Here is a 20,353-nt window from a genome sequence, read left to right on the forward strand (position 1 = left end):
TCACTCGGCGAGGGTGAACGGGGACGTGACCTTGTCCGCGTTCTCCTTGGTGATGAGCACGCAGTCGAACGCCTGCTTCTCCTGGCTGGCGCCGGTCTTGCCGGTGCGGATGAAGGAGTCGGCCTCCTGCACCGCCTTCTTCGCGAACGTGGCGACCGGCTGCAGGACCGTGTACTGCAGCTCCCCCGCCTTGATCGCGTCGACCGCGTCCGGCGAGCCGTCGAAGCCGCCGACCTTCACCTGGTCGAGCTTGCCGGCCTCCTTCAGTGCGGCGACCGCGCCGAGGGCCATCTCGTCGTTGCCCGGGATGACGCCCTTGATGTCGGGGTTCGCCTGCAGGATGGACTGCATCTTGTCGTGGCCCTGCGTGCGGTCCCAGTTCGCGACCTGCTTGGCCACCTCCTTGAGCCCGGGGTACTGCGAGAGCACGGTCTTGTAGCCGTTCGACCGGGTCTGCGCGTTGTTGTCCGACGGGGCGCCGAAGAGCTCGGCGTAGTTGCCCGAGTCACCGACGTCCTTGACCCACTGCTGGGCACCGAGTGCGGCGCCCTGGGCGTTGTTCGAGACGAGCTGCGCCTTCGCCAGGCCCGACTGGTTGATCTCGGCGTTCACCAGGATCACCGGGATGCCGGCGGCGTCGGCCTTCTTCACGGCACCGATCGAGCCGCTCGCGTTGGCCGGGTCGAGGATGATCGCGACCGACTTGTTCGTGATCGCGGTGTCGATGAGGTTGCTCTCGGTGTTCGTGTCGCCCTTGGAGGCCGAGACGTTCGACTTGTAGCCGAGGGACTTGGCCTCGGCGGACGCGACGTCGCCCTCGGTCTTCCAGTACGGGTTCGAGGGGTCGTTGACGATGATCGAGATCAGGCCGCCCTTCTTCGACGAGCCCGAGCCGGAGCCCGTGTCCGACGATGCGCTGCCCCCGGCGGAGCAGCCGGCGAGGACGAGGGTCAGGCCGACGCCCGCGGCGAGCACCATTGCCAGCTTGCGGTTCATTGTGGGGTTCCTTTCGCTGTGTTCCGGTGACGGGGGTCAGCCGGCGGTCTTCTCGTGGACGGCGGCCGGGGGCTGCGTGTCCACGGGAGCTGTGGGGGTGGGCGTCGTCGTCCCGCCGGCACGGGCCGGGCGGCGCTTGTACTGCACGGCGTTCAGCAGCACGGCGAGGACGATGACGGCGCCGGTGAAGACGGTCTGCCAGTAGGCCGAGACGCCGATGATGACGAGGCCGTCGGACAGGAAGCCGATGACGAAGGCCCCGAGGAGGGTGCCGCGGACGTTGCCGACACCACCGGAGAGCGCGGCGCCGCCGATGACGACGGCCGCGATGGCGGTGAGCTCGTACGAGTTGCCGGCGGTGGGGCTCGCGCTCGTCAGCTCGGACGACAGGATCAGGCCGGCGATCGCGGCGCAGAGGCCGGACAGCGCGTAGACCCGCACCTTGACCCGCTTGACCGGGACACCGGAGAGCTCAGCGGCCCGCTCGTTGCCACCGGAGGCGTACAGCCAGCGGCCGAACACCGTGCGGTTGAGGAGCAGGCTCGCCGCGATCGCCGCGACGATCATCACGATGACGCCGATGGGCAGCCCGATCAGCCGGTTGAATCCGAGCCAGTCGAAGCCGGTGTTCCCGAGCGCCGCGTTGCCGCCGAGGTCGTTGTAGGTCAGGCCGTTCGTCATCAGCAGGCCGATGCCGCGGACGACGTAGAGCATGCCGAGGGTCGCGACGAACGGGGCCACCTTGAAGCGGGCGACCAGGATGCCGTTCACGAAGCCGATGAACGCGCCGACCGCACAGGCGACCACGACGACGACCCAGACCTTCGGGTACAGCGTCGAGCCGCCGATCGTGACGCCCTTCATCAGGGCACCGGCGATGACGCCCGAGAACCCGAGCGTCGAGCCGACGGACAGGTCGATGCCGCCGTTGAGGATCACGACGAGCATCCCGATCGCCAGGATCGCGTAGACCGCGACGTGGGACGACATCGTGAGGATGTTGCTGACCGTGAAGTAGTTCGGTGAGAGGACGGAGAAGACGACGATGATCGCGACGAGGGCGAAGAACGCGCGCCCCTGCAGCAGGAGCCGGCCGAGGCTGAACCCGTCGGCGAACATCGCGGGACGGCGTCGCGCCGAGGTGGTGGAGGACATGCGTGTTCCGTTCGTGGCGGTCATGCGACCACGGCCTCGCCCGAGGCGGCCATGATCGCTTCCTTGGTGGTTTCGGATCCGAACTCGGCGGCGATGCGCCCGCGGCTCATCACGACGATGCGGTGGGCGATGCTGAGGCACTCACCGACCTCCGACGTCGTGTAGACGACCGCGAGGCCGTTCCTGGCGCGCTCGGCGAGGAGCTTGAAGACCTCGGCCTTGGCGCCGATGTCGATGCCCCGGCTCGGCTCGTCGAGCAGGATGACGTCGGGCTGCGTGGCCAGCATCTTGCCGATGACGACCTTCTGCTGGTTGCCGCCGGACAGCGAGCCGATCATCGCGTGGCCGCCGGGCGTCTTGACGTGCACCGTCCGGATCGACTCGGTGACGATGTCGGTCTCGCGGTTCCCGGAGAGGAACAGGCCCTTCACGAAGGCACCGATCGAGGCGAGCGACATGTTGTGCCCGACCGTCATCGTCTGCACGAGCCCGTCCCGCTGCCGGTCCTCCGGCACCAGGCCGAGGCCGGCCTCGATGCGGTCCGCGATGCTCAGGCCCGCCAGGTCGCGGTCGCCCTTGCGCACCCGGCCGCCGTCGATGCGGTTGCGTCCGGCGACGGCCTCGAGCAGTTCGGTGCGTCCGGCTCCCATGAGTCCGTAGATGCAGACGATCTCGCCCGCACGGACGTCGAGGGACACGCGGTCGACGACGTTGCGGCCGGGGACGTCGGGGTCGGCGACCGTGACGTCCTCGATCGCGAGGGCGACGGGTCCGAAGTCGTAGCCGGTGGGCGGCGAACCGAGGTCGAAGCCCTCGCCGACCATCGCGCGGACGACCCACTCCAGGTCGATGTCGGCCGCGGGGGCCATCGCCGTGATCGCGCCGTCGCGGAGCACGACCGCGTGGTCGGTGATCTCGAGCGCCTCCTCCAAGTGGTGGGAGATGTAGACGATCGAGACCCCGCGGGCGGTGAGGTCCCGCACGACCTGGAACAGGACCTCGACCTCGGACGCCGAGAGCGCGCTCGTCGGCTCGTCCATGATGAGGATCCGGGCGTCGACCGACAGCGCCCGGGCGATCTCGATGAGTTGCTGCTGGCCGAGCCGGAGGTCCGACACCAGCGCGAGCGGGTCGATCTCCTCGCCGAGCTCGGCCAGGACGGTCGCGGACTGCCTGGCCTCCTCCGCATAGTCGACACCGGTGGGCCCGGTGATCTCGCGCCCCATGAAGATGTTGTCGCGCACCGTCAGGTTCGGCGCGAGGCTGAGCTCCTGGTGGATGATCGAGATGCCGTGGTCCCGGGCGTCGACGGTGTCGGTGAACGACACGGTCTCGCCGTGCAACGTGAGCGTGCCCGACGTCGGCTGCTCGACCCCGGACAGGATCTTCATGAGCGTCGACTTGCCCGCGCCGTTCTCCCCGAACAGCGTCGTGACCTGACCGCGGTGGATCGCGAAGTTGACGCCCTTGAGCGCACGCGTCGCACCGTAGGTCTTGACGACGTCGGTGGCCTGGAGGACGACCGCGCCGATCGCGCCGTCGCCGCTCATCGGACTTCCAGGGCCGACGGCGTGACGAGCCAGGCCTTCGGGTTGATCAGCTGGAACGCTCCGGTGACCTCGACGGTCTTGCCGGTGAGGGACGCGGTGTCGACGTCGGCGAGGACCTGCTGCTTCAGCTGGTCGTTCAGGGCGGCGCCGGCGTTCTGGTAGTCGATCTGGTTCGTGAACTGCCCGAACTCGATCGTGCCCGGTGCGTCGCGGAGGTCGGTGCCGTTGATGGCCGGACCGGTCTGCATGCGGATGAGCAGCCCACCCGGCAGACCGTCGACGGTGACCGGGTACAGGCCGTCCTGCGCCTCGCCCACCGTGCCGGTGAAGGTCGTCGAGAACTCGGTGCCTGCACCACCGGCGACGCCGTACTTCTTCGTGGCAGCGGCCGCGTCGGCGTCGAGCGCCGTGGCCAGTTCGTCTGCGGGGACGGCACGCTTGGCGATCGCCGCCTGCACCTCGGGGAAGTGCTTCTTGCCCCAGGCCGACGCCGAGAACGCGGCCGGGCCGGCACCGACGGACGAGCCCTTGCTCACGACCTTCACGCTGAGCGCCATCGCGATGAGCACGACGAGCACGACCGCGCCGATGACGATCCGGCGCGTCAGGCGTCGGCGCTGCGGCGACGTCGTGCTGACGGCGCTCACGACTGCGTCCGGTCGACGCAGGACGCCTGCTCGGTTCGGGGTGCCCCGGTGGTGGGGCGGACGGCTCGCAGCATCGCGTGCTCCTTGCATGAGGACGACGAGCACGCGGCGGGCGCCTGACGTCGTCGTCTGGTCGGGTCAGCCGGTCCCTGCGGAACGGCGTCGACCGCACCTCTCGGAGCGGCCTGACCAGAAATTACGTGCAGAACGAGATTTCTGCAAGGGGCAATCGCAGATCAGCGCGAAGTGCATCCTGTCAGAAATCCTGTTCTTGACATCTGTTCAGGACCCCGTATGGTCTGCTGCACCGCGATGACGCGGCTGGAACGTGACCGACGGAGACCACCATGTCCACGACCTCGACCCCTGAGCTGCCCGAGATCCCTGCGACGATGCGGGCGGTCGTGGTCCACGGCCCCGGGGACTACCGCCTCGAGACCCGACCCGTGCCCACCCCAGGACCCGGGGAACTCCTGCTCCGCACCGACGCCGTCGGGATCTGCGCCTCGGACCTGAAGTGCTACCACGGCGCCGCGAAGTTCTGGGGAGACCAGAACCGACCAGCATGGGCCGAGACGAACCGGATCCCCGGACACGAGTTCGTCGGCACGGTCATCGCCGGCGACGACACCGCCCTCACCAAACGGAAGCTGGCCCTCGGGGACCGGATCGCGTGCGAGCAGATCGTGCCCTGCTGGGAGTGCCGCTACTGCCTCGAAGGCGCGTACTGGATGTGCGCCGTGCACGACATGTTCGGCTTCAAGGGCTACGACGGCGCCATGGCCGAGTACGTCCTCGTCCCCGCCAAGGCCCTCACCCACCCCGTCTCCGCCGACCTCCCCGGACAGGTCGCCGCGTTCGCCGAACCCCTCTCCTGCGCCTTCCACGCCGTCGAACGCGCCGAGATCAAGTTCGGCGACACCGTCGTCATCGCCGGCGCCGGCCCCATCGGCCTCTCCGCCATCGCCGGAGCCCGCCAGAAGAACCCCCTGCGGATCATCGCCCTCGACGTCCTCGACACCAAACTCGACCTCGCCAAAGCCGTCGGCGCGGACCTCACCATCAACATCGCCACCCACGACGCCGTGCAGATCATCAAGGACCTCACCGACGGGTACGGCGCCGACGTCTACATCGAAGCCACCGGCCACCCCTCAGCCGTCCCCCAAGGCCTGAACCTGCTCCGCAAACTCGGCACCTTCGTCGAGTACTCCGTCTTCAAGGACAACGTCTCCGTCGACTGGTCCATCATCTCCGACGACAAGGAACTCGACATCCGCGGCGCCCACCTCGGCCCCCACACCTGGCCCGCCGCCATCAAGCTCCTCGAAACCCAGACCCTCCCCATGGACCGGATCTGCACCCACCAGTTCCCCCTCGAAGCCTTCCAAGAAGCCCTCGACCTCGTCGGCGACTCCGCCGGCGCCTCCGTCAAGGTCTCCATCATCCCCTCGATGAGCAGCTGACCCCGCTCCTGCCGAGGGCCCCCGACTCCGGGCGGTGGTGGTCGTCCCGCCGCCGCCCGGTGCTGTCCCCGTGACGCGCGTTGCTCGGCGCTGCACAGTGCTGCGTCGCGCGTCAGAGGTCGCTGAGCCGTCGGCCGGACGCCCGGTCGTTCCACTCGGTGCGCTCGGTCCCGCGCGCCGAACGGTGCTGGCCGTCGTGTCCCACCGGCCGGTCGCAGTGCCAGCGGTCGAAGGTCGACGGACACACCGAGGGGTCGGACGCACTCGTGCGCTGTGTCGGTCCTCGGTCCTGCATGCTGCCTCTCGGTCGTCCCCCTCCCTACAGACGTGCCGACCACCGGTTTCGTCACGGATCGACCACCAGGTCGTCTCCGACGAGCAGTCACCAGCGCCGAGGTGCATGCTCGTGTCGAGGAACATCGCCCGAGCAGCCGGGACCGAGACCCGCGAGCGGAGGTGCCGATGAACGACGACGTCTCGCTCGTCGACGCCGAGGACGCCACCCTCGTCGTCCGGGCAGCCGACGGCGACGTCCGCGCGTTCGAGGTCCTCGCGCGCCGACACGGTCCGCTGCTGCGGGTGTTCGCCGCGAAGATGCTCCGCTCGAACGACGAGTCCGACGACGTCGTGCAGGAGTCGTTCCTCATCGGGTGGCGGCAGCTGAACGACCTCGAGACCCCTGCGCGCTTCCGCCCGTGGATGATGCAGATCGTCACGCGGAAGGCCCTCGACCGCATCCGGTCACGACGACACCACGACGACGTCGACACCGTGGACCCGCCGGCCAGCGCCGTCCACTCGCCGGAGCGTATCGTCGAGGCACGGCTGCAGCTCGACGCCGTGTGGCAGGCGCTGGACAAGCTCCCCGACGACCAGCGCCGGTGCTGGTTGCTGCGAGAGGCATCCGGCTACAGCTACCAGGAGATCGCCGAGGCACTCGAGCTGCCGGTCTCGACGGTCCGTGGGCTCCTCGCCCGCGCACGACGGTTCTTGCTCCAGGAGATGGAGGCGTGGCGATGACGAACGACGACGCCGCCGTGCCCGAGGACGACCTCGTCGACGGCCACACGATGGAGGAGCTCGGCGCCTACCTCGACCGCGGCCGGATCCCCCGCGACCCGAGCATCGAGAACTCCCCCGCCTGCCGCCTGGCACTGTCCGGCATGCAGCGACTCCGCGAGCTCTCGTGGGACGCCATGCAGCACCGCGCCGAGGACGACCCCGGCCGCGACTCCGCCTGGATCAGCGGCCTGCTCGACACCATCCGCACCGAGGTCCGCTCCGGTCGGGACGTCCCCGTGGAGCACCCGGACCCCCGACTCCGCCTGACCATGACCGAGGCAGCGGTCCGCGGGCTCGTCCGCCGCGCCGGCGACACCATGGGCGGTGTCGTGATGGGTCGTTGCACGCTCGACGGCGACGTCGCCGAGCCCGGCACACCCATCCGCGTCGAGGTGACCGCGAGCATCGCGTACGGCCTGGCCGCCGACGTCACCGCCGACCGCCTGCGGACCCGCATCGCCGAGGTGCTCGGTCGGCACACCGAGATCGTCATCGACCGGATCGACGTCGTGTTCGACGACGTCCACGTCCCCTGACCGAGGAGCCGAGGGTGCACGACGACCAGGAACTCTCCCGACACCTGACCGCGCTGATCCGCTCGACCCCCGGGGTCGACGAGGTCTACCCGGCGCAGCCGATCGTCGAGGCCGCCGCCGACGCCATCGCCGTCAAGCTCGCGCTCCGCCAGCCGGACGTCCTGGTGGACATCGACCGCGACCACGGCTCGACGACCATCACCGCCGGCATCGCGGCGAACGACACCCGCCCGGCGCCGGACACGATCCGCGAGGTCGGCGAGCGCATCCGCGACGCCCTGGCCCAGCGGCACGCCGACGGCGCCGAGGCCCGCGAACCGGACCTGATCACGGTCACGATCCGGTTGGTCGAGGGCCTCGACGCCGACTGAGGGTCAGGCGCAGGGATCAGACGTCACCGCGGCGTCAGACGCCCACATGGGGATCCACTCGTCCTCGCTCGGAGGAGGAGGACGACGTCGCGCTTCTCGAAGCAGCTCAGTGATCGCTCAGCGCTGAGGGGTTCCTCGTGAACGCCAGTCTTCCACGTCTACCAATCGAGGCTCTGATGCCCCAGCGCTGACGTTCGTCAGGACCATTTCGCGGGCTGCGCGTGGACTCGTCCGTCGTCAGCGGTCACGGTCGGCGGGAGCATAGAACTTCGGACACGACCGCGCCCGATCTGGAAGGAAGCCGGCATGAGCGTCTTGAGCTCCGTCGAGAATCGCTTCGGCGGGAACGCGGCGAAGAAGAACGCCCCCGGGTTGAGACGCTGTGCCATGCGAACGGCGGGGGCGATGTCGCTGTCCGCGCTCACGATCATGAAGGAGTCTGCCTTCTGTGCAGCGGCGTCGGCGACCAGGTTGACGGCGATGTTCACGTCTGTCTCCTTCTCCTCGTAGAGGTGCCAGGGGTGGTTGCAGTTACGGCAGTACTTGGTCTTCTGCTGGTACCGACCCATCGTGGTCTCAATGAGCGGTCCGCTCGCGGCGTCGAGCGCTGCGATGTACGTGTCCTGCCGCCCCTGCGCCGCTGGCTCGTTCAGAACGGATGCAGTGAAGTACTTCACCTGAAGCAGTGTCTGCTTCGGACGAAGGGACTGAACCAACTTTGCTAGGTCCAACCACAACCACTTGTGCCCAGCAGCATCGTGTAAGCCGTGGTACAAGTTGAAGCCGTCTATGTACGCAATGAGACGATCTGGAAGCTCTGGACTGCTCACAGAGCGACCCTAGCGTGTCGGATTTGACCTCACGGGTCCGAACATGGCTATAGTTGAGAACACCCCGCCCCGATTCGCAAGGATCGCGGCTCGACGGCCTCTCCTTCGGGAGGGGCCGTTTTTGTCTGTCAGGAGCGCAGCGACGACGGTTCAGGGCGCTTGCGTCCGGTCCGTACCGGACGGGTCGGCCGCCCCGACGCAGCGCAGCTCGCTCTACATCGGACCGGGCGGCGCATCTGGTGCCCCTGGAGGGACTCGAACCCCCAACCATTTCCTTAGGACGGAACTGCTCTTCCATTGAGCTACAGAGGCCGGTCCCTCCACTCTAGCGGGACCCGACCTGGGACCCGAGCCCTCGGTACGGCTCCAGGAACGCGGTCAGCTCCGCCACGTACGACTCCGGCTGCTCGACCGGCGCGAAGTGCCCACCACGCTCGGGTTCGGAGAGGTACACGAGGTTCGTCGTCCGCTCGAGCCACTCCCGCGGCGCCGTGACGAGGTCGCCCGGGTACAGCGAGAACCCCGACGGCGTCTCGACCCGACGGGCCATCTGCTCCGGCGGGACGGCGGCGTTGGCGTGGTACATCCGCATGGCCGACCCGATTGTGCCGGTTGCCCAGTGCTCGGTCACGAGCGCCAGGACCTCGTCCCGCGTGTACACCGACCACAGGTCACCGTCGCAGTCGCTCCACGACCGGAGCTTCTCGACGATCCACGCCAGCAGCCCCGAGGGCGAGTCGTTCAGGCCCACCGCGGCGGTCTGCGGCTTGGTCCGGTGCAGCATCGCGTAGGCCCCCTCGGTGTCGCGCCACCGCGTGGTGGCCTGCACGAAGTCCTGCTCGGCGGGCGACAGCGACGCGACGTCGATGCCCGGCCAGGGCAGCCCGCCGTCGATGCGGTGGACGGCCACGACCCGGTCGGGGTGGTCGAGCGCCAGGTACCGGACGACGTGCGTGCCGATGTCCCCGCCGGCGACCGCGAACCGCTCGTACCCGAGCTCCGTCATGAGCGGCGCCCAGAGCGCGGCGACCTGGCGGGCGTCGAGCGGCGAGGCCGGCACGTCCGAGAACCCGTACCCGGGCATGTCCGGCACGACGACGTCGAACCCGGCGGCGGCCAGCATCGGCAGCACCGTCCGGTACCGCCACGACGAGTCCGGCCACCCGTGCGCGAGCAGCAGCGGCAGGCCGTCGCCCGCGTCCGCTCGCTGGTGCAGCACGTTGATCCCGAGCCCGTCGACCTGCACCACGCGGCTCGGCAGCGCGGCGAGGGCGTCGCGGTGCGCGCTGAAGTCGAACCCGTCGGCCCAGTACGCCGCCAGCTCGCGGACCTCGTCCACGTCGACACCGAGCGACCACCCGGAGCCCTGCGGTGCGTCCGGCCAGCGGGTGGCGCGCAGCCGTGCGCGCAGGTCGTCGATGGTCGCGTCGTCGATCCACATCCGGGTCATGACCGCACGCTACGCACATCCGCCGACACGACGCGATCGGCCAGTCATCCGTGCGACGGATCCGCAGCCGTGCCGGGTCCGGCGCGCTCGTCGCCACCACCCACCGGACGGGAGGCTCCCCACCAGCCCGCCCCGCGCCTCCCGTCCGGCAGACTGACACCATGACCGGAACCGGCAGCGCGACCCCGACCGCCCAGCGACGGGTCCTCGCACCGTGAGGGCCGCCCTCGCGAACCGTGGCGTGCAGGCCGCACTGCTGTCGGCGGTGTTGTTCGGCGCCGGCACCCCGCTGGCCAAGCTGCTCCTCGGCGACGTCAGCCCGTGGATGCTCGCCGGGCTCCTGTACTGCGGCTCCGGGCTCGGTCTCACCCTCGTCCGCATCGTGCGCCGCGCTCCCCGTGTCCGGCTCGCGCCCGGTGACCTGCTCCCCCTGGCCGGGGCGATCGCTGCTGGTGGTGTCGCCGGCCCGGTGCTGTTGCTGCTGGGTCTGGCGAACATGCCGGCGTCCGGAGCCTCGCTGCTGCTGAACGCGGAGGGCGTCTGCACCGCCGCGCTGGCGTGGTTCGTCTTCCGCGAGCCCTTCGACCGACGCATCGCGCTCGGCATGCTGGCCATCGTCGCCGGTGCCGTGGTCCTCAGTGTGCCGTCGGGAGCGAACTTCGGCTCGCCGTGGCCCTCGCTGGCGATCCTCGGCGCGTGCCTGTGCTGGGGGCTGGACAACAACCTGACCCGGAAGGTGTCGCTCACCGACGCGACCTGGCTCGCCGCGGTCAAGGGTGTCGTCGCCGGCCCGGTGAACCTGGTGCTCGCGTTCGCGCTCGGAGCGAGCCTGCCCGCATGGCCGGCGACCAGCGGCGCACTCGTCGTCGGGTTCTTCGCCTACGGCGTCAGCCTCGCGCTGTTCATCGTCGGCATGCGCCACGTCGGGACCGCCCGGGCCGGTGCGTACTACTCGATCGCACCGTTCTTCGGCGCCGTCCTGGCGTTCGCCTTCGGTGACCAGGTCACGTGGCCGTTCATCGTCGCCGGGGTCCTGATGGCCGTCGGGGTGTGGTTGCACCTGACCGAGCGACACGAGCACGAGCACACGCACCAGCCCATGACGCACGACCACTGGCACTCCCACGACGAGCACCACCAGCACGAGCACGACGAGCCGGTCCCCGCCGGCACGTGGCACCGGCACGAACACCACCACGACCTGCTGACGCACAGGCACGAGCACTACCCCGACGTGCACCACCGCCACGACCACTGATCCACGGTTCCCGACATGACAGCCACCGCCGGACGCGACCACCCACCGGACGGGAGGCTCCCCACCGGCCCGCCCCCGAGCCTCCCGTCCGGCAGACTGACGCCATGACCGACGCAGGCACCACCGCCCAGACCGGCACGACGCCCCACGACCGGCAGATCGGCCGGCGGGACCTCACCGAGTGGCGCTCCCGCGCCGGCCAGCGGCTGGCGTCCCGCCACCAGAGCCTGGCGCAGCGGATCGGTGCGCGCCGGGCCCTCGTGGCCACCCTCGCCGTCGGCGGTGGCATCGCCGTCGCAGCGACCGCCGGGGCCGCGTACATCTACGACGGCGTGACCGGCCGGGACGGCGTCGAGAGCCTCGACGGGCCGGCCCTCGCGCGCGCGAAGACGCTCCGCTCCCCCGCCGTCAACGGTGCCGCGGCCGCGATCGCCCACGTGTTCGGCCCGGTCGCGATGCCGGTCCTGACCGTGGGTGCCGCGGTGGCGTTCGCCGTCCGGGACCGCCGCGCGAGCCCGGTGACCCTGCTCGTCGCCGCGGGTGCCGGCTCACTCGCGATGACCCTGCTCGGCAAGGACCTCATCAAGCGCAACCGACCGCACCGTCACGACGCGATCCCGCCGTTCGAGAAGTCACCGTCCTTCCCGTCCGGGCACACCCTGAACACGACGACGATCCTCGGCGTGCTCGCCTACCTGCTGGCGCTCCGGCAGGAGCGGAACGGCCCGCAGGTCGCCATCATCGGCGCAGCGGCCGGCACGACGATCACCGTGGGACTGTCCCGGGTGCTGCTCGGCGCGCACTGGTTCACCGACGTCGCCGTGGGCTGGGTGACCGGCGCGGGCTGGCTGTCGATGATCATCACCAGCCACCGCCTGTACCTCAGCACGCAGGACGACGACACCGTCGCGGAGTGACCCGGCACTTCCCCGGGGTGGTTCGCGACACCGGCTGGTGCGCCCGCCCGTAGGCTCCAGGACGTGACCGTCGAGGAGCTCCTGCACACCGTCGCCGGAGTCCTGGCGCTCGTCGCGATCGCCTCGATCACGCTTGTCCTCGCCCGGGCAGCGGACCCCTGGGCCCCGGCCCTGGCGATCCTCCGCGGCGCGCTGCAGCTCGCCGCGATCAGCCTGGTGCTCAGCGGGGTCATCCGGTCGCCCTTGCTCATCGCCCTCGCACTGACCGTGATGTTCAGCGTCGCGGCCATCACGGCCGCCAGACGGCTCGGACCTTTCCGGACGGCGATCGTGCCGGTGGCGGTGACCATGGCCGCCGGGATCCTGGTCAGCTGCGCCGTGGTGTTCGGCACCGGAGCGCTGACCCTGTCCCCGCGGTACGCGCTCGCGATCGGTGGGATCGTGATCGGCAACGCGATGACGATCGCGAGCGTGGCCGGACGCCGCTTCCACGAACTCGTCGACGACCGCTGGGAGGAGGTCGAGGGCTGGTTCGCCCTCGGCGCCGCTCCCCGCCGTGCGACCGAACACCTGGTCCGCAGGGCCGTGACGGCCGCCCTCGTCCCCACCGTCGACCAGACGAAGACCACGGGCCTGGTCACGTTGCCCGGGGCCTTCGTCGGCGCGGTGTTCGGCGGCGTCTCACCGGTCGAGGCAGGCCGGTTCCAGATCGTCGTCCTCGCCGCGATCATGACCACCGGCAGCATCACCGCGGTCCTGCTGACCAGGTGGCTGGCACCCGTCACGACCCGGCCGCTGCCGGGCCGGTGACGAGCCGGACGGGAGGCCCGTGGGGGCATGGCAACGGGCCTCCCGTCCGCAGCGTGGCTACGCCGCCACCAGGTACTCGTCCCAGTCCGGCTCCGTGCGCTCCATGCCACGCACCACCCAGCTCGAGCCGTGCGGGGCCTTCGGGCGGAACCGCAGGTTCCAGCCCATCTCCCGCGGGGTGCGGTCGCCCTTCGCGTTGTTGCACGCCAGACAGCAGGCGACGAGGTTCTCCCACGAGTCCGCTCCGCCACGCGACTTCGGCTGCACGTGGTCGATCGTGGTGGCGTGCCGGTCGCAGTACGCGCAGCGGTTCGCGTCGCGCCGCAGGACCCCGCGCCGCGACACCGGCACGAGCCTGGCGTGCGGGATGCGCACGTACCGGGTGAGGATGATGACGGACGGACGGTCGTAGCTCGACGTCGACCCGGTGACCGGGTGTTCGACGTCGGCGGCGACGATGGCGGCCTTCTGGTTCATGACCAGCACGAGGGCCCGCCGGAACGAGATGACCGCGAGGGGCTCGTAACCGGCGTTGAGGACGAGAGTGCGCATGGGTTCCCTTCCGACGTGCCTGGACGGCTTCCAGGCGATGCGGGGCAGCGGACCGAACGGCGACGGACGAGTGGCCACGACCGGGGCCCGGAACGAAGAAGAGCACCACCCGCAGGGGCAGTGCTCTCGGTCATCTCGGGGCGTGCAGGTGCACGCGGGTCGTGGTCGACCGTATGTCCACGAGCGCGCGCCGACCCATGGTGCGGGTCGTGCGTGCCGTTGACATGAGGTCTCCAGTCCTGGCCGTGTCGGGCCGATGCGCTCAGGCTAAACCAGAAACCGGCCCAGCACGAGGAGTGCTGGACCGGTTCACGGAACGTTCAGGGCTGCAGGCCCGCGGGCGTCGGGTCAGACCCCGAAGCGGACGATGTGGTAGTCGCTCGTCCAGATCGGTCGGATCGACACGGCGCCACCGGGCTTGGGGGCGTCCATGATCATGCCGTTGCCCATGTAGAAGCCGTCGTGGGCCTCGTTGTTGAAGATGACCACGTCGCCGGGCTGGGCCTCGGACTCGGGGATCGTCGTGCCGGCAGCGTCCTGCAGCGGCACGGAGTGCGCCAGGTTGATGCCGTACTGGGCGTACACGAACATGACGTAGCCCGAGCAGTCGAAGCCGGCCGGGGTGGCGCCGCCGAAGACGTACGGGGTGCCGATGTACTGCTTCGCGGTGGCGACCACGGCGGGCAGCGAGAACGGGGTGTTCGCGGCGGGGGCGGCAGCAGCGGCCGCGGGGACGGCAGCGGCGGCGGTCGTGCCCGCGGCGGTGCTCGCCGAGGCGGTCGACGTCGTCGACGACGCGAGGTAGTCGGTGGCCGTCGGGCCGGTGTACGACGCGTACTGCTTCGCGGCGGCGGCACGGGCGGCCTGCACGTCCGCGGCGTGCTTGCGCGCATCGAGCGTGGCCGTCGAGGTGGCGGAGAAGCCGTCGCGGCTGGTGTCGGCCAGGGCCGCGGCGTCGGAGACGGTCAGCTGCTGGCTCTCGGTGGTGCGGACGGCCTGCTGCGCTGCCGCGGCGTCGGAGGCGCCGGTCTGCTGCGTGGCAGCGAAGGCGGCGGGCACGGCCATCGTGCCGAACATGCCGGCAGCGACGGCGATCACGACCGGGGCCATGAACTTGCGCTTGCGGGAGCTCGCGGTCGGCCGGACCGGCGTCGACGCGGCGACGGCGGTCGGACGCACGAGTGGTGCGCTCCGGACCGGGGTCACGGCACGGCGGCGCGTGGGGGTCTCGGCGGCACGGGCAGCACGCCGGGTGAGCGGTGCCTCGGTGGCGTCGGGGCGGCCGGTGTTCGGGAGGCCTTCGTTGGTCGGGACTGCGTTCGTCGGGTTCGTGGACATGTCGTCCGCGGCGGAACCGGTCTGCGTCAAGGGTGTGGTCTCCGGCGTCTCGTCATCACCCGCACGGGTTCGGGCCCGTACGTGCGCAACCCCATCCGTTCGTCATCGTCTCCGATCGAGGCAGGAGACGGGTTCGAGAGACGTCCTGCCACGGGTCCCCAGATCGGCATCAGCCCGGGGACTCGTCGAGTGTACGGGGGCACCGTTACCTTGTCGAGACGAAAACGCCGTTTGGTAACAGATTGATGACGAAGCCCTGGTCAGAGGGCAGAACGTCACGCAGCGTCGATGTAGACGTGCTGGGCGACCTCGGACGTGAGCTCGATGCCGGCGTCCTCGCCCTCGACGCGCACGGAGACGTACGCCCCGGCGCGCTGCACGCTGGCGAGCCGACCGGGCATCACACCCGCGGAGCGCAGCTGGTGCAGCAGCTCCGGCTCGAACTGCACGGGCTCGCCGAGGCGGCGGATGATCCCGGTGGCCACGGCGTCGGTGCCCTCGGTGGCAGCGACGATGTTGCGGACGCCGTCGAGGAACCCGCCGGCGTCGGGGCCACCGATCTCGGCGAGGCCGGGGATCGGGTTGCCGTACGGCGACTCGGTCGGGTTGCCGAGCATCTCGAGCAGGCGGACCTCGACCTGCTCGCTCATCACGTGCTCCCAGCGGCAGGCCTCGTCGTGGACGAACGCCCAGTCGAGCCCGATGACGTCGGCGAGCAGGCGCTCCGCGAGACGGTGCTTGCGCATGACGTGGGTGGCGCGGGAACGGCCCTCGTCGGTGAGCTCGAGGTGCCGGTCGCCGGAGACCACGACGAGACCGTCGCGCTCCATCCGGGCGATGGTCTGCGAGACCGTGGGACCGGAGTGCCCGAGCCGCTCGGAGATGCGCGCACGCAGCGGCACGATCCCCTCTTCTTCGAGGTCGAGGATCGTCCGGAGGTACATCTCCGTGGTGTCGACGAGATCGGTCACGGATCCGCCTCTCCTGTCAGAACTGAGCGGGACCCACACTACTTGCTCGGGCTGACAAGGAACGACCGGGCGGTCGGGGGATCGCCCGTCGGTAGGATCGGCCCATGGCAGACATCGTCATCCCGGCCGAATTCCTCCCGACCGACGGACGCTTCGGCTGTGGCCCGTCGAAGATCCGCGGTGCCCAGCTCGAGTCCCTCGTGACACGCGGCGCGACGATCCTCGGGACGTCCCACCGCCAGAAGCCCGTGAAGGACCTCGTCGGCTCCGTGCGCGAGGGCCTCGCCACGATGTTCGACCTGCCCGACGGCTACGAGGTCGTCCTCGGCAACGGCGGCTCGACCGCGTTCTGGGACGCCGCCGCGTTCGGCCTGATCGAGCAGCGCGCCGAGAACCTGTCCTTCGGCGAGTTCGGGTCGAAGTTCGCCAAGGCCGCAGCGGCCCCGTGGCTCCAGGCCCCGCACGTCGTCGAGGCCCCCGGTGGTTCGCGTTCGGAGCTCGAGATCGTCGAGGGCGTCGACGTCTACGCGTACCCGCACAACGAGACCTCGACCGGCGTCATGGCGCCCGTCGTCCGCGCCCAGGGCGACCCCGGCGCGCTGACCGTCGTCGACGCCACGAGCGCCGCGGGCGGGGTGTCCTTCGACGCCAGCGCCACGGACGTCTACTACTTCGCGCCGCAGAAGAACTTCGCCTCGGACGGCGGGCTCTGGCTCGCGCTGTTCTCCCCCGCGGCCATCGAGCGCGTCGCCCGCATCGCCGCCTCGGGCCGGTACATCCCCGAGTTCCTCTCGCTGCAGAACGCGGTCGACAACTCCCGGCTGAACCAGACGCTCAACACCCCGGCGCTCACCACGCTGCTGCTCCTCGATGACCAGGTCTCGTGGATCAACGGCTCCGGCGGCCTGGCGTGGGCGGACACCCGCACGAAGACCTCGTCCTCGACGCTCTACGACTGGGCCGAGTCGGTGGACTGGGCGTCTCCGTTCGTGTCCGACCCGTCGCACCGCTCGCAGGTCGTCGCCACGATCGACCTCGACGACAGCATCGACGCGGCGGCGGTGGCCGCGGTGCTCCGCCAGAACGGCATCGTCGACACCGAGCCGTACCGGAAGCTCGGGCGTAACCAGCTCCGCGTCGCGACCTTCACGGCGATCGACCCCGACGACGTGCAGCAGCTCGTCCGGGCGATCACCTACGTGGTCGGCGCCCTGGCGGACTGACCCGAGACACCCCCGTCAACGCGAAACGCCGTCGGATCCGGCGGCGTTTCGTCGTTCGTGCGGCGCCTCGGCGAGTCGCCGGCGTCTCAGCGCGACGCCGGCGTCTCAGCGCTGTTCGTCGAGCTCGTCGACGTCGACGCCCTCGATCTCGTCGTCGTCCGACTCCGCGAGGTCGTCCTCGTCGTCGTCGAAGTCGTCGTCGTCCGCGTCGTCGTCGTCGTCCGACTCGTCGTCGTCCGCGTCGTCATCGGAGTCGTCGTCCGCGTCGTCGAAGTCCTCGTCCTCGTCCGACTCGTCGTCGTCGTCGGACTCGTCGTCCTCCGCGCCGTCGACATCGGCCTCGTCGACGCCCTCCTGCGCCGCGCGGTAGTCGGCGAGCCGCTCCGACCACGGCACCCACTCGGGCGCGAGCAGCGAGCCGTCGCCCGGCATCAGCTCGACCTCGAGCACGGAGGGGTCCTCGCCCTCGACGTGCGCGACGCTGACGGTCCAGCGCCAGCCCGGGTAGCCCGCCATGCGGTTGGCGAACAGCACGGAGACGACGCCGTCGCCCTCGTCGGTGGTGCCCGCGAAGGACCCGACGGTCGACTCCTCGGTGACCTCGAGCAGGGCCGTGCGCGCGAGTGCGGTCAGGTCGGTGTGGTCGGTCGTCATGGTCATGCGTCCAATTGGTCTGCGACGTGCCGCAGGATCGCGGCGATGCGTGTGCCGTTCTTCGGGTAGCGACCGTGGTGCAGGTCACCGCTGATCCGGTCGAGCTCCTTCACGAGGTCCTCGACGATGACGGCCATGTCGTCCGCCGAGCGGCGGGACATCTTCGACAGCGACGGCTTCGGGTCGAGCAGGTGCACGGAGAGCGCCTGGGATCCCTTGTTGCCCTGCACGACGCCGTACTCGAGTCGTGCACCGGCCTTCACGGTGGTCGTGCCCTCTGGCAGCGAGGACGCGTGCAGGAAGACATTGTCACCATCGTCGCCGGTGATGAACCCGAACCCCTTCTGGTCGTCGTAGAACTTGACCTTGCCGGTGGGCATGCGCGGAACTCCTCGATAGGTGGGCGGCCGTGGTGCGGATATCCTGGGTGGATGGCCAAGCCGACCCGATCCCCCGGGGACACGCGGAACATCGCGGAACCCCCGGCGACGTTCAATCGTACCGAACGCACGCTCGCGTTCATGATCGGCGGCATCGTTCTCTTCACGATCGTCTGCTTCGCGGTGATGATCATCGGCTGGCTGACCCTCAAGGAGATCCCCGGTGACGGCATCTGGCCGGTCGCGCTCGGCGTGCTCTACTTCGGACCGCCCATCGCGATGGTCCTGATCTTCGCGCTCCTGGCGGTCACCTGGACCCGCAAGGCCCGCTCCCACAAGAACGAGGTCCGCTGACGTCCGCTCCGGACGCCATGCGGAGGACGATGACGACCACCGCCGACCTCGCCGCGCGCCTGCGGACGATGCCGGACCACGACCTCGAGCGACTGATCGTCGCCCGCGGACTGCCCACCGCCGTGCTCGGCGAGACGGGCCCCCAGAGCATCACCGACTTCTTCGACCTCGCCGAGGCCTTCCGCGCCGACGCCGCGGTCGACGCCGCCGTCGAACGGCTCCCCAGACGCACCCTCCTCGCCCTCCGTGACGGCACCACCGGCCCCGACCTCGACCCCGCGGTCGCGCTGGGCCTCGCCGACGAGGACGGCCGGGTCGACGACGCGGTCGCCACACGCGTGGCCGCCCACCCCGACCTGGTGGAACAGTCGGAACAGCCGGGAGGCTCAGCTGCGGCCCGCCCCGCCGGTGCGGTCCCCGACACGGCCGACCCCGCCACACAGCGCACGACGGGCGCGGAGCACGCGTTCGCCACGATGACCGTCCTCGCCGAACTGCTGCGCGCGGTCGACGACGGCGCCGTCCGCGAGCTCGTCAAGGGCGGCATCGGCTCCCCACTCGCCCGGACGCTCGCCGAACGCTCCAGCGCGGACGCCGACGTGGTGCCGGGACGCCTGGGCCTGCTGGAACGCGTCCACTTCACCACGACCGACGACGGCACCTGGTCCCTGACCGACAGCGGCCGCGCCTGGCTGACCACCCCGTGGCCGTCCCGGTGGACCGACCTCGTGACCCGCTGGCACGACGGCCTCGACCCGGCGGTACGCGAGGTCCTCGACGTCGCCGGGGACGACTGGCGGGAGCTCGTCGCCCTCGGTCGCTGGGCGTACCCGGCGGGTGCCCGGTGGCTCGACGCGACCCTGCTCGACGTCGCCGGCACCGCCGACGCGCTCGGCCTGACGGTCGAGGGCGTCGTCACCGAGACCGGCCGCACGCTGCTCGGCGATGACGAGTCCGCTGCCGTGCGCGCCGCCGAGGCCGACCTGCCGCAGACCGTCGAGGGCGTCTACCTGCAGCACGACCTGACGATCATCGCGCCGGGTCCGCTCGCCCCCGCGGCCGATGCCGAACTCCGGACCGTCGCCGACCTCGAGGCCCCCGGGCTCGCGGCGCGCTACCGCGTGTCCGAGGAGACACTCCGCCGGGCCCTGCGCGCCGGCAACTCCCAGCAGGACGTCCTCGACCTGTTCGAGCGCATCGGGGTGACCGGCGTGCCCCAGCCACTGGCGTACCTGGTCGACCAGGTCGCGGCGCGGGACGGCAGCATCGTGGTCGACCGCGGCGAGGGCGGGATCGGTGCCGTGGTCCGCGGGACCGCCGACCAGCTCGACCTCATCGGGGTGGACGCCGAGCTGCGGCAGCTGGCGTGGGAGCGCCCCGAGCTGACCACCCTGGTGACCCGCTACCCGGCGCACGTGGTCCACGCGGCGCTCGAGGAGCAGCGCTACCCGGCCGTGCTGCAACCCGGCGCCCGCCCCGAGGCGCACCACGGGCCTCCCGGCCGTCGCCGTGCACCGGGCCGCAGCCCGGAAGCCGCAGCGCACGCCGTCGTGGAACGGCTCCGCGTCACGACCGAACGCGGCGCTGCCGAGCCGGAGCAGGAGTGGCTCGGCCGACAGATCGACCTGGCCGTCCGCGGTCGCACGCCGATCCGTGTGACGGTCCGCATGCCGGACGGCAGCGAGCGGCCGTTCTCGATCGTGCCGACCTCGGTCGCGGCCGGCCGCATCCGCGGGAAGGACACCGCAGCCGACGTGGAGCGCACGCTGCCGCTGTCGCTCGTCGTGTCCGTCGACAGCGAAGCCTGACCCGGCCTCGCACGGCTAAGCTGGA

Annotated in this window: 21 protein-coding genes and 1 tRNA gene; 10 read left to right on the forward strand and 12 right to left on the reverse strand. The window is 70.6% G+C overall.

What is annotated here, in order from left to right:
• Genes BIU98_RS06160 through BIU98_RS06175 form a run of 4 tightly spaced genes read right to left on the reverse strand, consistent with a single transcriptional unit; the run spans position 1 to position 4,348 of the window.
• Positions 1 to 996: a D-ribose ABC transporter substrate-binding protein gene (locus tag BIU98_RS06160; RefSeq protein ID WP_217635669.1), complete on the reverse strand. Its 996-nt coding sequence runs from the start codon at positions 994 to 996 to the stop codon at positions 1 to 3.
• A 36-nt stretch (positions 997 to 1,032) separates the two neighbouring features.
• Positions 1,033 to 2,151 (reverse strand): ABC transporter permease, encoded by a 1,119-nt coding sequence (locus BIU98_RS06165; protein WP_071273311.1) that lies wholly within the window; start codon positions 2,149 to 2,151, stop codon positions 1,033 to 1,035.
• Between the two features lie 20 nt (positions 2,152 to 2,171).
• Positions 2,172 to 3,701, reverse strand: a complete 1,530-nt coding sequence (locus tag BIU98_RS06170; RefSeq protein ID WP_071273314.1) for a sugar ABC transporter ATP-binding protein — start codon at positions 3,699 to 3,701, stop codon at positions 2,172 to 2,174.
• Complete coding sequence (locus tag BIU98_RS06175) at positions 3,698 to 4,348, reverse strand: DUF2291 domain-containing protein (RefSeq protein ID WP_071273317.1); 651 nt, start codon at positions 4,346 to 4,348, stop codon at positions 3,698 to 3,700. Before BIU98_RS06175 ends, BIU98_RS06170 begins: the two co-directional genes overlap by 4 nt.
• 347 nt (positions 4,349 to 4,695) lie before the next feature.
• On the opposite strand from BIU98_RS06175, the gene BIU98_RS06180 reads away from it, so the two are divergent.
• The 4 genes from BIU98_RS06180 to BIU98_RS06200 all read left to right on the forward strand — a co-directional run bounded on the left by BIU98_RS06180 (position 4,696) and on the right by BIU98_RS06200 (position 7,783).
• Complete coding sequence (locus BIU98_RS06180) at positions 4,696 to 5,814, forward strand: zinc-binding dehydrogenase (protein ID WP_139200590.1); 1,119 nt, start codon at positions 4,696 to 4,698, stop codon at positions 5,812 to 5,814.
• Between the two features lie 462 nt (positions 5,815 to 6,276).
• A complete protein-coding gene (locus BIU98_RS06190) occupies positions 6,277 to 6,834 on the forward strand; it encodes an RNA polymerase sigma factor (RefSeq protein WP_071273323.1) in 558 nt (185 codons plus the stop codon).
• Positions 6,831 to 7,412, forward strand: a complete 582-nt coding sequence (locus BIU98_RS06195; protein ID WP_071273560.1) for a hypothetical protein — start codon at positions 6,831 to 6,833, stop codon at positions 7,410 to 7,412. The genes BIU98_RS06190 and BIU98_RS06195 overlap by 4 nt, the downstream gene beginning before the upstream one ends.
• A gap of 14 nt (positions 7,413 to 7,426) precedes the next feature.
• Positions 7,427 to 7,783: a hypothetical protein gene (locus BIU98_RS06200; RefSeq protein WP_071273326.1), complete on the forward strand. Its 357-nt coding sequence runs from the start codon at positions 7,427 to 7,429 to the stop codon at positions 7,781 to 7,783.
• A gap of 197 nt (positions 7,784 to 7,980) precedes the next feature.
• Here BIU98_RS06200 and BIU98_RS06205 read toward each other — a convergent pair whose 3' ends face one another.
• The 3 genes from BIU98_RS06205 to BIU98_RS06215 all read right to left on the reverse strand — a co-directional run bounded on the left by BIU98_RS06205 (position 7,981) and on the right by BIU98_RS06215 (position 10,063).
• Positions 7,981 to 8,613 (reverse strand): NYN domain-containing protein, encoded by a 633-nt coding sequence (locus BIU98_RS06205; RefSeq protein ID WP_071273329.1) that lies wholly within the window; start codon positions 8,611 to 8,613, stop codon positions 7,981 to 7,983.
• A gap of 237 nt (positions 8,614 to 8,850) precedes the next feature.
• A tRNA-Arg gene (locus BIU98_RS06210) sits at positions 8,851 to 8,925 on the reverse strand.
• A 13-nt stretch (positions 8,926 to 8,938) separates the two neighbouring features.
• Positions 8,939 to 10,063, reverse strand: a complete 1,125-nt coding sequence (locus BIU98_RS06215; protein ID WP_071273332.1) for an epoxide hydrolase family protein — start codon at positions 10,061 to 10,063, stop codon at positions 8,939 to 8,941.
• 214 nt (positions 10,064 to 10,277) lie between these two features.
• On the opposite strand from BIU98_RS06215, the gene BIU98_RS06220 reads away from it, so the two are divergent.
• The 3 genes from BIU98_RS06220 (at position 10,278) to BIU98_RS06230 (ending at position 13,048) form a co-directional block, all read left to right on the forward strand.
• Positions 10,278 to 11,321 (forward strand): DMT family transporter, encoded by a 1,044-nt coding sequence (locus tag BIU98_RS06220; protein ID WP_071273335.1) that lies wholly within the window; start codon positions 10,278 to 10,280, stop codon positions 11,319 to 11,321.
• Positions 11,322 to 11,425: 104 nt separating this feature from the next.
• Positions 11,426 to 12,238 carry a phosphatase PAP2 family protein gene (locus tag BIU98_RS06225; protein WP_071273338.1) on the forward strand — a complete coding sequence of 271 codons (813 nt, stop codon included), beginning with the start codon at positions 11,426 to 11,428 and terminating at the stop codon, positions 12,236 to 12,238.
• Between the two features lie 102 nt (positions 12,239 to 12,340).
• Complete coding sequence (locus BIU98_RS06230) at positions 12,341 to 13,048, forward strand: ABC transporter permease (RefSeq protein WP_254787809.1); 708 nt, start codon at positions 12,341 to 12,343, stop codon at positions 13,046 to 13,048.
• Positions 13,049 to 13,105: 57 nt separating this feature from the next.
• Here the strand turns inward: BIU98_RS06230 and BIU98_RS06235 are convergent, their stop codons facing one another.
• From BIU98_RS06235 to BIU98_RS06245, 3 genes are all read right to left on the reverse strand, one after another.
• A complete protein-coding gene (locus BIU98_RS06235) occupies positions 13,106 to 13,600 on the reverse strand; it encodes an HNH endonuclease (RefSeq protein ID WP_071273343.1) in 495 nt (164 codons plus the stop codon).
• A gap of 348 nt (positions 13,601 to 13,948) precedes the next feature.
• Positions 13,949 to 14,968, reverse strand: coding sequence for a C40 family peptidase (locus tag BIU98_RS19960; protein ID WP_071273346.1), 1,020 nt, complete (start codon positions 14,966 to 14,968; stop codon positions 13,949 to 13,951).
• Between the two features lie 245 nt (positions 14,969 to 15,213).
• Positions 15,214 to 15,909: a metal-dependent transcriptional regulator gene (locus BIU98_RS06245; RefSeq protein WP_071273349.1), complete on the reverse strand. Its 696-nt coding sequence runs from the start codon at positions 15,907 to 15,909 to the stop codon at positions 15,214 to 15,216.
• A 104-nt stretch (positions 15,910 to 16,013) separates the two neighbouring features.
• Here BIU98_RS06245 and serC point away from each other — a divergent pair, with 104 nt between their 5' ends.
• Positions 16,014 to 17,132, forward strand: a complete 1,119-nt coding sequence (gene serC / locus BIU98_RS06250) for a phosphoserine transaminase (RefSeq protein WP_071273352.1) — start codon at positions 16,014 to 16,016, stop codon at positions 17,130 to 17,132.
• A 105-nt stretch (positions 17,133 to 17,237) separates the two neighbouring features.
• Here serC and BIU98_RS06255 read toward each other — a convergent pair whose 3' ends face one another.
• On the reverse strand, positions 17,238 to 17,792 hold the full coding sequence (locus tag BIU98_RS06255) for a DUF3027 domain-containing protein (protein ID WP_083393024.1): 555 nt from the start codon (positions 17,790 to 17,792) through the stop codon (positions 17,238 to 17,240).
• Positions 17,789 to 18,166, reverse strand: coding sequence for a cold-shock protein (locus BIU98_RS06260; protein WP_071273358.1), 378 nt, complete (start codon positions 18,164 to 18,166; stop codon positions 17,789 to 17,791). Before BIU98_RS06260 ends, BIU98_RS06255 begins: the two co-directional genes overlap by 4 nt.
• Before the next feature lie 51 nt (positions 18,167 to 18,217).
• Here BIU98_RS06260 and BIU98_RS06265 point away from each other — a divergent pair, with 51 nt between their 5' ends.
• A complete protein-coding gene (locus BIU98_RS06265) occupies positions 18,218 to 18,520 on the forward strand; it encodes a hypothetical protein (RefSeq protein ID WP_071273360.1) in 303 nt (100 codons plus the stop codon).
• A gap of 29 nt (positions 18,521 to 18,549) precedes the next feature.
• Positions 18,550 to 20,328, forward strand: a complete 1,779-nt coding sequence (locus tag BIU98_RS06270) for a helicase-associated domain-containing protein (protein WP_071273363.1) — start codon at positions 18,550 to 18,552, stop codon at positions 20,326 to 20,328.
• The last annotated feature ends 25 nt before the right edge of the window (positions 20,329 to 20,353 follow it).

Source organism: Curtobacterium sp. MMLR14_010 (assembly GCF_001865015.1).
Classification (GTDB): domain Bacteria; phylum Actinomycetota; class Actinomycetes; order Actinomycetales; family Microbacteriaceae; genus Curtobacterium.

Bases quoted from the DNA above. Each gene is read 5' to 3' on its own strand.
- BIU98_RS06170 (WP_071273314.1), bottom strand. From the start codon at position 3,701: ATGAGCGGCGACGGCGCGATCGGCGCGGTCGTCCTCCAGGCCACCGAC.
- BIU98_RS06235 (WP_071273343.1), bottom strand. From the start codon at position 13,600: ATGCGCACTCTCGTCCTCAACGCCGGTTACGAGCCCCTCGCGGTCATC.
- serC (WP_071273352.1), top strand. From the start codon at position 16,014: ATGGCAGACATCGTCATCCCGGCCGAATTCCTCCCGACCGACGGACGC.
- BIU98_RS06225 (WP_071273338.1), top strand. From the start codon at position 11,426: ATGACCGACGCAGGCACCACCGCCCAGACCGGCACGACGCCCCACGAC.
- BIU98_RS06255 (WP_083393024.1), bottom strand. From the start codon at position 17,792: ATGACCATGACGACCGACCACACCGACCTGACCGCACTCGCGCGCACG.
- BIU98_RS06265 (WP_071273360.1), top strand. From the start codon at position 18,218: ATGGCCAAGCCGACCCGATCCCCCGGGGACACGCGGAACATCGCGGAA.
- BIU98_RS06270 (WP_071273363.1), top strand. From the start codon at position 18,550: ATGACGACCACCGCCGACCTCGCCGCGCGCCTGCGGACGATGCCGGAC.
- BIU98_RS06180 (WP_139200590.1), top strand. From the start codon at position 4,696: ATGTCCACGACCTCGACCCCTGAGCTGCCCGAGATCCCTGCGACGATG.
- BIU98_RS06160 (WP_217635669.1), bottom strand. From the start codon at position 996: ATGAACCGCAAGCTGGCAATGGTGCTCGCCGCGGGCGTCGGCCTGACC.
- BIU98_RS06190 (WP_071273323.1), top strand. From the start codon at position 6,277: ATGAACGACGACGTCTCGCTCGTCGACGCCGAGGACGCCACCCTCGTC.
- BIU98_RS06215 (WP_071273332.1), bottom strand. From the start codon at position 10,063: ATGACCCGGATGTGGATCGACGACGCGACCATCGACGACCTGCGCGCA.
- BIU98_RS06165 (WP_071273311.1), bottom strand. From the start codon at position 2,151: ATGTCCTCCACCACCTCGGCGCGACGCCGTCCCGCGATGTTCGCCGAC.
- BIU98_RS06195 (WP_071273560.1), top strand. From the start codon at position 6,831: ATGACGAACGACGACGCCGCCGTGCCCGAGGACGACCTCGTCGACGGC.
- BIU98_RS06260 (WP_071273358.1), bottom strand. From the start codon at position 18,166: ATGCCCACCGGCAAGGTCAAGTTCTACGACGACCAGAAGGGGTTCGGG.